Source organism: Pseudoduganella sp. UC29_71 (assembly GCF_042693265.1).
Taxonomy (GTDB): Bacteria; Pseudomonadota; Gammaproteobacteria; order Burkholderiales; family Burkholderiaceae_D; genus Rugamonas.
In genome coordinates this window covers 3418706-3431072 of sequence record NZ_CP170549.1, presented here as the reverse complement: position 1 = coordinate 3431072, position 12367 = coordinate 3418706, and the positions used below count along the sequence as shown (strand labels likewise).

Below are 12367 nucleotides of genomic sequence, written 5' to 3'. Positions count from 1 at the left end.
TGTCAATCCATGGCCGCGTGGTCGACCGGGGCCGGCGCGGCGGTTTTGGCCGCTGGGCGCACCAGCAGCAGGAGCGGGATCACCGCCAGGGTCAATAGCGTCATCAGCCAGAAGTCGTCCACGTAGGCGATCATCGATGCCTGCCGCGTCACTTCCGCGTTCAGCAGCGCAAGCGCGTCCGGCGCGGTGTCGCTGACGGCCACGCGCTCCGCCAGCGCCGCATGCACGGTCTGCGTATTGCGCACCAGCAGCGTCTGCACCAGCGCGATGCCCACGCTGCTGCCGATATTGCGCACCAGGCTGTAGATGGCCGTGCCTTCGGCGCGCATCTCGGGCGACAGGGTGGCGAAGGTGGCCGCGCTCAGCGGCACGAACACCAGGCCCAGCCCCAGGCCCTGGATCACGCCCGGCCAGATGATGTCGCCCGTGGTCAGCACCAGCGTGTAGCCGCTCATCTGCCACAGCGAGAACGCGGTGATGGCAAAGCCGGCGGCCAGCAGCAGGCGCACGTCGTAGCGGCCCACCAGGCGACCCACCAGCAGCATGGCCACCATGGTCCCCAAGCCGCTGGGCGCCGTCACCAGGCCCGCCAGCGCGGCCGGGTAGCCCATCAGCCCTTGCAGCAGCGAGGGCGTGAGCGCCCGCGTGGCGAACAGCACCAGGCCGACGATGAAGATGAACAGCAGGCCGCTCACATAGTTGGCGTTCTTCAGCAGCCGGTAGTTGAAGAAGGACTTGCCGGCCGGCGTCAGCGCGGTGTGCGCCACGAACCAGGCGAAGCTGAGTGCCAGCACGATGGCTTCGATCCAGGTTTCGGTCGAGCCGAACCAGTCGTTCTGCTCGCCCCGGTCCAGCAGCATCTGCAGCGCGCCGATGGCCAGGCTGAGGGTGGCGAAGCCGAAGGCGTCGAAGCGCATCTTGCGCGCGGCGGGCGTGGGACGGATGTATTTCCAGATGCCGTAGAAGGCCATCGCGCCCACAGGCACGTTGATGAAGAATACCCAGCGCCAGTCATAGCTGTCGGTCAGCCAGCCGCCCAGCGTGGGGCCGAGGATGGGGCCTATCATCACGCCCATGCCCCACACGGCCATGGCCGAGCCGTGCTTTTCGCGCGGGTTGATGTCGAGCAGCACGGCCTGCGATAGCGGTACCAGCGCGGCGCCGAACACGCCCTGCAGCAGGCGCGCGGCGACGATTTCGCCCAGGGTGGCCGACAGGCCGCACAGCACGGAGGCCAGCGTGAAGCCGGCCACCGAGACGAGGAATACGTTTTTCTGGCCGAAGCGGTCGCACAGCCAGCCGGTGAGCGGGGTGGCGATGGCGGCGGCCACGATGAAGGAGGTCAGCACCCAGGTGATCTGGTCCTGCGAGGCGGACAGGCTGCCCTGCATATGCGGCAGGGCCACGTTGGCGATGGTGCCGTCGAGCGCCTGGATCACGGTGGCCAGCATGATGGAGATCGTGATCATGCGCCGGTTGATCGGCGCAGCAGGGGCGCCGGCTGATGTAGCAGCTGAAGTGCCGGCGCTGCTCACAGCTGCGACTCGACTGCGGTTTGCAACTGCTCGAGAAAGCCGGTCACCACGGCCAGCGTGGCCGGATCGGCATCGCCCAGCAGCTCCTGGCGGAAGGCGTCGGCTTCCTTCTTCACGCGGGTGTAGATGTCCTGGCCGGCCGGGGTCAGCGTCACCAGCTTCACGCGGCGGTCCTTGTCGGAGGGGCTGCGCTGCAGGTGGCCGGCTTTCACCAGGCGGTCGATCATGGCCACCATGGTGGGGTCTTCCACGCCCAGCAGGCGCGCCAGTTCGGTCTGCGACAGAGGCTGGCTCTTGGCCACGGCGGCGATCGCCATCCAGCTGGCCTGGCCCATGCCCAGGTCTTTCAGGCGCCGGTCCAGCGCCAGGCGCCAGGCGCGCGCCGTGGTGTGCAGCGCAAGCGAGAAGCGTTCTTCGATAGTGAGTGACATGTTTGCCGTCTAATGGTTAGGTATCTAACGATTAGTTTAGCATGCTACTTTTCCGAGTTGCAAGAGCGGCTGGCCATGGTAGGCTGGCGGTTATCGAATCGGAGGATTTATGGCGTTGCGGATGGGGCTGCGGATTTGGCTGCGTACAAGGGCGGGTTGGCGGGGCGCGCTGGCGGCGTGCGCGGTAGGCCTGGCGGCGATGGCGCCGGCCTTGGCGCAGGAAGCCGGGCCGGCGGCGGGGGCGGCGGAGCAGGCGGGACAGGCGGCGCGCGAGCCGGCGCCGGGCAGCGTATCCGGTGCTGCATCGGGCGGGGCGTCCGACGCGGCCGACGGCCCTCCGGTGCTGCCGTACCGGCCTTCCGTGTCCAGCCCCGCGCAGTTGCCGGCGCCGGGCCAGCTTGAGCTGGAACTCGGCGGATTGGTCGTGCGCGACGGCGGCGCACGCCGCGCCAGCCTGCCTTACACCCTGAAACTGGCGTTCACGCCCGAATGGGGCCTGCTGCTGGGCGGCGAAGCCTGGGTGTCCGACCGCGAGGACGGCGCGCCCCGGCTGCGCGGCGTCGGCGACACCGCATTCGTGCTGAAGCGCGCCTGGCTGCTGGGCGAGGGCAGCGCGCTGGGTCTGGAACTGGGCGCCAAGGCACCCACCGCCCGGGATGGCATCGGCAGCGGCCGCGCGGACTACAGCCTGAACGGCATCGCCAGCCGCGACTTCGGCAGCGTGCACATGGACGCCAACCTCAACTTCACCCGCCTGGGCGGGGCCGAACCCGGCCTGGGCCGTGTGCAGACCGGCGCCTCCGCCTCGTTCTCCGTGCCGCTGGACGACAAATGGGGCGCCACGGCGGAGCTGTCCGGTACGTACCGCAGCGGCGAGCCGGGCACGGCGCAGCTGCTGCTGGCGGCCGCCTACAGCCCCCATCCGCGCCTGACCGTGGACTTCGGCCTGGCGCGCGGCATTACGCGCGCCGCACCGGACTGGCAGTTTTTCAGCGGCATAGTGTTGCCTTTGGCCAAAATTTGGTAGCGCTGTGTGCGCAAGCGTACATACAGAAAGTTGCCGGCGGCTTAGAATTGAGGGGCTGTAAACCCATAACCATAAGATGACACCATGAAAAAACTCCTCATCGCGGCCAGCCTGCTGGCCATTTCCCTGTCCGCCGCTGCGCAGAACGTTTCCATCAGCGTAGGTCAGCCCGGCTTCTACGGCCGTATCGATCTGGGCAATATGGCGCCGCCGCCGGTCATCTATGCGGAACCCGTGATCGTGCACCGCCCGGTGCGTGTGATTGAAGAACCGCTGTACCTGCGCGTACCGCCCGGCCATGCCAAGAAGTGGTCCAAGCACTGCGGCGCCTACAACGCCTGCGGCCGCCGCGTCTACTTTGTGCGCGACGACTGGTATGTGAACGACTACGCCCCGCGCTACCGCTCGGAGCATGGCCACCGCGACCACCGCGACGACCGCCGCGATGATCACCGCGACGACCACCGCGACCACCGCGACAAGCACGACAAGCACGACAAACATGACAAGGGCCACGGAAACGGCCACGGCAAGGGCCACGGCAAGGATTGAGTTTCCTCCAACTTCAGGAGCGCCATGCATAGCAAAATCGTTATCGTAGGAGGCGGGGCAGGCGGCCTGGAGCTGGCCTGCAAACTGGGCCGCAAGCTGGGGCCGCAACAGGTGATGCTGGTCGACAGCCGGCTGTACCACATCTGGAAGCCTTCGCTGCACGAGGTGGCGGCCGGCACCCTGGATATCCACCAGGAGGGCCTGTCCTACCAGATGCTGGCCCACGACAACGGTTTTACCTATGTCTATGGCGCCCTGACGGCGCTCGACGCGCCGGCCAGGCAGCTGACGGTGGCGGCCATCGCCACCACCGAGCACGAGGAAGTGTTGCCCGAGCGCCGCGTCGGCTTCGAATCGCTGGTGCTGGCCATCGGCAGCACGTCCAATTACTTCGGCGTTCCCGGCGCCGAGGAACACACCATTTCCCTGAACGCCACCGAGGACGCCGAACGGTTCCGGCTGACCCTGCTCAAGCTGCTGACCAAGGCCGCGCTGAAAAAGGGCGCGCCGGGCGCCACCGAAGTGGTGGAAGCGCCCCCTGTGCCGCCGGCCTCGGCTACCCAGGCCGGCGTGGATATCGTCATCATCGGTGGCGGCGCCACCGGCGTCGAGCTGGCGGCGGAGCTGCGCGAGGCCAGCGGCGTGTATGCCGCCTACGGCTTCGGTCATCTGGAACCGAAGAAGGACGTGCGCATTACGCTGCTGGAAGGGGCGCCGCGCATTTTGGCGCCGTTGCCGGAACGGGTATCGGCTGCCGCGCTCAAGCTGCTGGAAGAGCGCGCCATCAAGGTGGTGACCAGCACGCGCGTGACCGCCATCGACGCCGATCATGTGACCACCGGCGAAGGGCAGCACTACCCGGCCGACATCGTGGTGTGGGCGGCGGGCATCAAGGCGCCCGCGCTGCTGGCCACGCTGGGCTTGCCGACCGCCAAGGGCGGCCAGCTGGAAGTGGACGGCCACCTCATGGTCAAGGGACATCCCGGCATTTACGCGCTGGGCGATTGCGCGCTGTGCCTTGGCGAGGACGGCAAGCCCGTGCCGCCGCGCGCCCAGGCCGCGCACCAGCAGGCCGACTACCTGCTGCAGACTTTCCTGCGCCAGGCGCAAGGCAAGGCGCCGCAAAGCGAGCCCTATGTGTACAGGGATTACGGTTCGCTGGTGTCCTTCGGCCAGACCTCGTCGGTCGGCAGCCTGATGGGTTCGCTAAAGGGGCTGAACTGGTTTGTCGACGGCTTTGTCGCGCGCCTGATGTACACCAGTTTGCACCTGATGCACCACCAGGCCGTGCTGGGCACGGTGCGCACCGCCGTGCTGGCGCTGGCGCGCTTCCTGATCAAGCGCACCACGCCGCTGGTGAAGCTGCATTGAAAGCGGAAATAAGCGGAATAAGCGGCCGCGCTACGGCGCCGGCTTGGGCAGGATCACCGTGAGGATGGCGCCGCCGCCATCGCTGGACAGCGCCAGCGTGCCGCCCAGGTAAAGGGCGCGCTCGCGCAGCACGCGCAGGCCGTGCTTGGCGCTGTCGGCGCCGATCACGTCGGTTTGCACCGCCAGACCCACGCCGTCATCCTTTACCGTCAGCATGATTTCGTCGTCGTTGTCGTCCACCACCACATGCACCTTGCTGGCCTGGGCATGGCTGACGATGTTGCGCAAGCCTTCCTCCAGCGCGCGCAGCAGCACCACATTGTGGCTGCGCGGGCAGCGCGGTTCGTCTTCCGGCAGGCTGCAGCTGGCGGCCAGCCCGTACTGCTCGCCAAATTGCGTCACCAGCTCGCCCAGCGCCACCCGCACGCCGAGGAATTCCAGCTTGTCGTTCCACAGACGGTGCTGCATCTGGCGGTTGGTTTCGATGATGTTGTGCAGCAAGTTTTTCATCTGCGTGGCGCGCTCCAGCAGCGCCGGGTCGGGCGGCAGCTTTTGCGTCAGCAGTCCGAGGTGCATGGTCAGCGCGGTCAGCGAGGAGCCCATGCTGTCGTGCAGCTGGCGCGACAGCGAGCGGCGCTCATTGTCCCAGCACGCGTTGACGTGGCCGAGCAGTTCGCTCAGCTCGGCGGCGCGTTCGCTGTCGTAGGGGGCGGGATGTACCTGTGCGGACATAAGAAAGGTCTCAGAGTAAGAATGATCTGTTTTTATTCCGCGATCATACCTGAGGAAAAATTTCGCTGTCGCACTGGCGTACCGGGGGCGCCGGCGTCATGTGCGCGCCGGCGCGTTGGATGCGGGCGGGGTCGCCGGGGCTGCCGGCTTGCCGGGCGAGGCCACGCAGCTGCCGATGGCCTTCATCAGGTTGTCGATGTCCACCGGCTTGACCAGGTGCAGGTCAAAGCCGGCTTCGAGCACGCGGCGCTGGTCTTCGGCCAGGCCATAGCCGGTCAGGGCGATCAGCTTCATGCCGCGCGTCTCGTCGCTGGCGCGCAGGCGGCGCGCCACCTCGTAGCCGTCGATGCCGGGCAGGCCGATATCGACCAGCGCCAAGTCAGGATGGAAGGTGGCCGCCAGTTCCAGCCCTTGCAGGCCGTCGGCCGCGTGCCGGACTTCGTAGCCGTAGCAGCTGAGCATCATCGACATCATTTCGCGGCCGTCGTCGTTGTCTTCGATCAGCAGCACGGTGGGCTTGGCGGTTTCAGTGGTGTCCATAATCTCTTGCCTCGGTTCGGGTGGCCGCTCGCCGCGCGGCAGCCGGATAGTGAAGATGCTGCCTTCGCCGCTGCCGGCGCTGTACGCGGCCACGCTGCCGCCATGCAGCTCGGCCAGGCGCCGCACCAGCGCCAGGCCGATGCCCAGTCCGCCCTGCGCGCGGTCCAGCGTGCTCGAGCCCTGGACGAAGACGTCAAAGACGTACGGCAGCAGGTTGCCGGGGATGCCGACCCCGCTGTCCTCCACCGACAACAGCACCTCGCCGTCGTCCTGCTCGCAGCACACGGTGATGCTGCCGCCGGGCGGCGTGTATTTCAAGGCATTGTCCATCAGGTTGCAGAATATCTGTTCCAGCCGGGTGGCGTCGCCCTGTACCCAGCCCGGCCCCGCCTCCAGCGTCACCGCGTAGCCGGCGGTGCGGCCGGTGGTGCGGTAGGTCTCCAGGCAGCTGGCCAGCAAGGCGGCCAGGTCCAGCGGCGCGCGGTTGAGCAGGATCTTGCCGGACATGGCGCGGCTCAGGTCCAGCAAGTCGTCCACGATGCGGCCCAGGTGGCGGCTCTGGCGCTGGATGATGTGCTTGGCGCGCGCCACCGCGTCCGGCGCCACGCCGGGCAGGGCGATCAGCGAGGCGGCGCTGCTGATGGCGCTGAGCGGGTTGCGCAGTTCGTGGCCCAGCATGGCCAGGAACTCGTCCTTGGCGTGGTTTTGCCGCTCGGCCACCTGGCGCTCCTCGATCTCGCGCGTCAGCTTGGTGTTGGCGGCGGTCAATTCCGTGGTGCGCAGGCTGAGCTGCCGCGCCTGCCGCTTCAATTCCTCGTTCTTGACGGCCAGCGCCACGAAGACGGAAATCTTGGCGTGCAGGATTTGCGGAATGATGGGTGTAAACAGGAAGTCCACCGCGCCGCGCTGGTACGCTTTCAGGCGGTCCAGTTCATCGGCCACGAAGGCGGTCACGAATATGATGGGGATGTCGGCCGAGCGGGCGCGCTGGTGGATCGCCTCGGCAGTTTCGAAGCCGTCCATGCCGGGCATGTTGACGTCCAGCAGGATCACGGCGAAATCGTGCATCAGCACCTGGCGCAAGCCTTCCTCACCCGAGCGCGCGGCGATCACGTCGTAGCCTTCCTGGTCCGACCACTGCGCCAGCAGGCTGGTCAGCGCGAACAGGCTGTTGGCGTCGTCGTTGACGACCAGGACTTTGGGTTTGTCTACTTTAGGCACGTTGTTGTTGGAGCTTCGGAAAGGAAGAATTTCGCCTGACAAACTATTGATCGATCATAACAACCGGATAAGTGAAAGTCAAAAGCGTGCACGGCTATCGCGCGCGCGGCCATTGCCGCCGCTTTTGCCCTGCCCAGTGTTCGGCTGCGCACATACAGCGGTGGCGGCGCATGCCATAGTCATTGCAGGCTGACCAACCCATTGAGAGGATGCATCATGAATATCGATACCGTAGTGGACAAGGAATATGTGGGTAAATGCTTCCGCGAACTGGCGGACGCGCCGGTGAGCGCACTGAAGGGCGTGAGCGCCAATGACGCCAAGGCGCTGGCCAAGGCATTCAACGTCAGCACTGTGCGCGAGCTGGCCGAGCTGGACTTCGTCAAATGGGCGCAGGCCATCACCATCCTGGCCGACCATGAGCAGGAAACGCCGGCCCAGATTGCCAAGGAAACGCTGCTGGACGAAGCCGTGGAAATGACCTTCCCGGCCAGCGACCCGATATCCGTCGACGCCGGCATCACCCGCATCGAAGTGCCGCCCGAGATGGTCAACGCGCATGACGACCATCAGCATGCCGCCAAGGTGGAGCAGTCGACCGAAGAGGGCGCAGCCAAGGAAAGCGCTGCGGCGCACTGAACGGCAAGACAGGGAGCGCCGCCCGCCGCGGCGCACACGAAGAGGCCGCGCGGCATGCCGCGCGGCCTTTTGTTTCTGGCGCCCCACGTCAGGCTACCGAGGCGCTGTGCATGCTGGGGTGGCTGGGAACGAAGGTGCTGGCGGCCGCCGCCTCCGGCTGCGCCGCGCAGTGGCGGTTCTTGCCGGCGCGCTTGGCGTCGTACAGGGCCTGGTCCGCCTTTTCGATCAGCGCCTGGACGTTGTCCGCGTGTTCGGGGTAGAGGGCGATGCCGATGCTGGTGGACAGCTGCAAGGTCAGCGCGCCGACCTGGTAGGGCTCGGACACCACTTCAATCAGCTTGGACGCCGGTTCCTGGGCATCGCCCAGCGTGCTCACTTCGCCCAGCACGATGACGAATTCGTCGCCGCCCACGCGCGCCACGGTGTCTTCCTTGCGCGAGGAGCCGACCAGGCGGCCGGCCACCAGTTTCAGGATTTCGTCGCCGCAAGCGTGGCCGTGGGTGTCGTTGATGGCCTTGAAGCCGTCCAGGTCCAGATACATGACGGCCGCCTTGTGCTGGTGGCGTGCGGCATGCTGCAGCGTGGTGGCGATGCGGTCTTCCAGCAGGCGCCGGTTGGGCAGCCCGGTCAAGGGGTCGTGCAGCGCCAGTTCCTGCTGCTGCTTGCTGTACTGCGCCAGTTCCTTGTACAGCAGGCGCACTTCCAGCATGTTGTGGATGCGCTTGTGCACTTCCAGCAGGTCGAAGGGCTTGCTGATGAAGTCGCGCGCGCCCGCCTCCAGGGCGGCGATCTTGAAGCTGGGCTGGGCCGTGAGCGCCAGCACCGGCAGATAGCCGTCCTGCTCGATTTCCTTGAGCCCCTTCATCACCTGGAAGCCGTTCAGCTCGGGCATTTGCAAATCCAGCAAGATCAGGTCGTAGCAGTGCTGGCGGTGCAGGCCGCACACCTGCTCGGGCAGCATCGTGGACGAGACGTTGCTATAGCCGGCATCGCGCAGGATTTCGAGCATCAGGTCGATATTGTCGGCGCAGTCGTCCACCACCAGTATCTTGGCGTTCAAAATCTCGTCCGGGCTAGGCATAGTAATGTCTCGTAAAAACAATTGAGGCGGTCATATTTCTTATGCTCCGAGTGTAGCAAAGGATAGCGGCATTGCCTGTAGGACAGCGCCGCGTCGTCAGGTAGGAGCGTAAGTTATCCCCCATGGAAACAAATATTTCTTTATAAGAAAATATCAACGCTTTTGTGCCGCCAATGCAACAGCCCGTACCAGCTCGGCCGGTTCCACCGGCTTGGAGACGTGGTCGCGGAAGCCGCATTCCAGCGCACGCAGCCGGTCCTCCGAGCGGGCGAAGGCGGTCAGCGCGATGGCCGGCACGGTGCCGCCGCGTGCCGGCCCCAGCGCGCGCACCTGGGCCAGCAGTTCAAAGCCGTCCACGTCCGGCATGCCGATGTCGCTTACCAGCAGGCCGGGGCGCTCGTGCTCGACCAGGCGCAGCGCTTCGGCCGCGCTGGCGGCGGTTAAAACGACGGCGTTGCAGTCGCATAGTATGCGCTTGATCAGGTCTCTTGCGTCAATTTCGTCGTCCACCACCAGCACGCGCAGGCCGTCCAGGTCGCACTGGCCGCTGTCGGCCGGCACCGCCGGCAGGACGGGCGGCTGGGCCGCCTGCGAACGCGCCTGGCGCGCGCTGCTGCTGGGCGCCGTGGCCAGCGGCAGGCTGACCGTGAAGCTGGCGCCGCGCCCCTCGCCCTGGCTGGCCACCGACACGGTGCCGCCGTGCTGCTCGACCAGGTGCTTGACGATGGACAAGCCCAGTCCCAGTCCGCCATGGCGGCGCGTGGTGGTGGAGTCGGCCTGGCGGAAGCGCTCGAACACGTGCGCCAGGAACTCGGGCCGGATGCCGATGCCGGTATCGGCAATCGTGATGGCGACATGGCCGTCCGCCTCCGTCACCGCCACCCGCAGCGCGCCGCCCTTGGGCGTGAACTTGATGCCATTGGTCAACAGATTCCAGATCACCTGCTGCAGCCGGCTCGGGTCGGCGGCCACCAGGCCGGTACTGTGGAAGTCGCGCTCGATCGAAATGTTCTTGGCGTCGGCTGCCGGGCGCACCGTTTCAATGGCCGCGTCGACCACCGTCAGCGGCGACAGGGTTTGCATATCCAGCAACACTTTGCCGGACGTGATGCGGCTCATGTCCAGCAGATCCTCGATCAGCTGGGCCTGGGCGCGCGCATTGCGCTCGATGGTCTGCAGGCCCCGGTGCAGGTCGGCCTCGTCGCGGCTGCCGCGCCGCAGCACCTGCGCCCAGCCCAGGATGGCCGTGAGCGGGGTGCGCAGTTCGTGCGACAGCGTGGCCAGGAATTCGTCCTTCATCTGGCTGGTGCGCTCGGCCTCGGCGCGCGCGCTGCGCTCGCTGTCCAGCAGGATCTTGCGCTCCTCGGCCGCCTGCTGGGCCGCTTCGTACAGGCGCGCATTGTCGATCGCCACGGCGGCCTGGGCCGCGATGCCGCCGATGATGCGTTCGGTGCGCTCGTCGAACATGCGCGGCTCGGGGTGGCCGAAAAACAGCGAGCCGATCACTTCGCCGGAGCGCGACACCACCGGCACCGCCAGGTAGCTGCGCACGGCCGGATGGCCGTTCGGCACGCCGCGGTGCGGCGCGTTCTTGCCGTAGCGCGGATCGCGCAGCAGGTCGTCGCTGCGCAGCGTGCCTTCGCCGCGCATGCTGGGACCGAACAGCTCCGTGGCGCGCGGGTGGGGGAAACGGGCGAATGCCTCGGGCGGCAGGCCGGACAGCGTATACAAGGTCAGCACGCCGCCGTCGCTGCTGGTGCTGTTGTAGAAGAAGGCGCCAAAGCGCGCGCCGCTGATGTGGGTGGCCGCGTCCGTCACCTCCTGCAGCAGCGAGCGCAGGTTGCGCTTGGAGGCCAGCGCGTTGCCGGTGGCGTTCAGCAGTTCCAGGATGGCGCTCTCGTCGCGCAGCGCTTCCTGCACCCGCTTGACCTGGTCGACGTCGGTGCTGGTGCCGAACCAGCGTACCAGGCGCCCGGTGCTGTCGCGCACCGGGTTGGCGCGCGACAGGAACCAGCGGTAATGGCCGTCCGCGCCGCGGATCGGGAATTCCATCTCGAACGGCGTGCCGGTGCGCAGCGCCTGCTGCCAGTGCTGGCGGATGGCGGGCAAGGTTTCCGGGTCGTACACCTCGTCCCAGCCGCTGGCGGGCACCGCGTCGCGCGGCAGGCCGGTGTATTCGTACCAGCGCTCGTTGTACCACACCACGGCGCCGTCGAACCGGGCAATCCAGGCCAGCTGCGGGATGGAGTTGGCCATGGCTTGCAGCTCTTCCTGGCTCTGGCGCAGCGTGTTTTCGGCAGCCTTGCGGTCGGAAATGTCCTGCACCATGCCGGTCATGCCCAGCACGGCGCCGTCCTCGTCGTAATTGCCGTGCCCCACGACCGACAGCCAGCGCCGGTCGCCGCCGGCGCGTTCGATGCGGCACTCGACGTTGAAATCGGTGCGCTTCTGGTAGGCCTCAAGGAAGGCGGCCCGGGCCGGGGCGCGGTCTTCGGCGACCAAATGCTCGCTCAGCGCCTCCCAGGTGAGGCTGGCTTCGCCTTCCAGGTCCAGCAGTTCGGCGGCGCGCCGGCCCAGCGTCACCAGGTTGGTGCCGGCGTCCCACAGCCAGTCGCCCAGCTTGCCGGCCGCCAGCGCCACCTGCAGCCGGTTGGCGCTTTCGCGCAGCGCGCGTTCGTCCAGCTTGCGCTTGGTGATGTTCTGGATGGCGCAGGTCAGGCCTTCGGCGGACGGGTAGGCGCGCACGTCCAGCCAGATCTGGCGCGGCAGGTAATACAGTTCGAAGCCCACCGTCTGCTGGGATTCCATGGCGTGCCGGAACTGCGCCTCCAGCACAGTGCCGCGCAAGCCGGGGAAGGCGTCCCACAGGTTGGCGCCCAACACGTGCTGGCCACCGCTCTCGAGCGGGTGGATGATGTTGGCCGCCTGCGGATTGATGTAGGTGATGGTCCAGTTGTGGTCCAGCACGATGAAGCCGTCGGTGATGCTCTCCAACACCGTTTTCAGGCGCTCGTTGGAACGTCGCAACTCCTCGCGTGCTTCCTGCATTTCATGCTCGGCGCGCTGGCGGGCCAGCAGCACGCTGTTGGCGCTGCGCATGGCCGCAGAATGCATGCGGGCTTCCTCTTCTTTGTCGAGCTTGGCCACTCAGGCTCTCCCGGGAATAGGTGCCTGTGCCGCGCAGGGGTAGGGGTCACAGTAAATCATCAGTGTCCGTGTCTAGGGATGGCCGAACCGG

The 12367-nt window shown here is 66.9% G+C and carries 10 protein-coding genes; 4 read left to right on the top strand and 6 right to left on the bottom strand.

The window, feature by feature from the left end; all coding sequences use genetic code 11:
- Nucleotides 1–2: 2 nt before the first annotated feature.
- Complete coding sequence (locus ACFJI2_RS15025) at nt 3–1469, bottom strand: MDR family MFS transporter (RefSeq protein WP_377705749.1); 1467 nt, start codon at nt 1467–1469, stop codon at nt 3–5.
- Nucleotides 1470–1531: 62 nt separating this feature from the next.
- Nucleotides 1532–1966: a MarR family winged helix-turn-helix transcriptional regulator gene (locus tag ACFJI2_RS15020; RefSeq protein WP_377705748.1), complete on the bottom strand. Its 435-nt coding sequence runs from the start codon at nt 1964–1966 to the stop codon at nt 1532–1534.
- Between the two features lie 199 nt (nt 1967–2165).
- On the opposite strand from ACFJI2_RS15020, the gene ACFJI2_RS15015 reads away from it, so the two are divergent.
- The 3 genes from ACFJI2_RS15015 (at nt 2166) to ACFJI2_RS15005 (ending at nt 4916) form a co-directional block, all read left to right on the top strand.
- Nucleotides 2166–2993 (top strand): transporter, encoded by an 828-nt coding sequence (locus ACFJI2_RS15015; protein ID WP_377705747.1) that lies wholly within the window; start codon nt 2166–2168, stop codon nt 2991–2993.
- 84 nt (nt 2994–3077) lie between these two features.
- Nucleotides 3078–3545, top strand: coding sequence for a hypothetical protein (locus ACFJI2_RS15010; RefSeq protein ID WP_377705746.1), 468 nt, complete (start codon nt 3078–3080; stop codon nt 3543–3545).
- A gap of 24 nt (nt 3546–3569) precedes the next feature.
- Entirely contained in the window at nt 3570–4916 is a 1347-nt protein-coding gene (locus ACFJI2_RS15005) for an NAD(P)/FAD-dependent oxidoreductase (protein WP_377705745.1), read from the top strand.
- A gap of 30 nt (nt 4917–4946) precedes the next feature.
- On the opposite strand, the gene ACFJI2_RS15000 is transcribed toward ACFJI2_RS15005, so the two are convergent.
- Together ACFJI2_RS15000 and ACFJI2_RS14995 are read right to left on the bottom strand one after the other, a co-directional pair.
- Entirely contained in the window at nt 4947–5648 is a 702-nt protein-coding gene (locus tag ACFJI2_RS15000; RefSeq protein ID WP_377705743.1) for a sensor histidine kinase, read from the bottom strand.
- Between the two features lie 96 nt (nt 5649–5744).
- Complete coding sequence (locus tag ACFJI2_RS14995) at nt 5745–7409, bottom strand: response regulator (RefSeq protein WP_377705741.1); 1665 nt, start codon at nt 7407–7409, stop codon at nt 5745–5747.
- A gap of 216 nt (nt 7410–7625) precedes the next feature.
- Between ACFJI2_RS14995 and ACFJI2_RS14990 the strand changes: the two genes are divergently transcribed.
- The gene (locus tag ACFJI2_RS14990; protein WP_377705740.1) at nt 7626–8048 is read left to right on the top strand and encodes a hypothetical protein; all 423 of its coding nucleotides are present in this window, start codon (nt 7626–7628) and stop codon (nt 8046–8048) included.
- 88 nt (nt 8049–8136) lie between these two features.
- On the opposite strand, the gene ACFJI2_RS14985 is transcribed toward ACFJI2_RS14990, so the two are convergent.
- Together ACFJI2_RS14985 and ACFJI2_RS14980 are read right to left on the bottom strand one after the other, a co-directional pair.
- A complete protein-coding gene (locus ACFJI2_RS14985; RefSeq protein ID WP_377705739.1) occupies nt 8137–9129 on the bottom strand; it encodes a diguanylate cyclase domain-containing protein in 993 nt (330 codons plus the stop codon).
- A 153-nt stretch (nt 9130–9282) separates the two neighbouring features.
- Nucleotides 9283–12276 carry an ATP-binding protein gene (locus tag ACFJI2_RS14980; RefSeq protein ID WP_377705738.1) on the bottom strand — a complete coding sequence of 998 codons (2994 nt, stop codon included), beginning with the start codon at nt 12274–12276 and terminating at the stop codon, nt 9283–9285.
- Between the last annotated feature and the right edge of the window lie 91 nt (nt 12277–12367).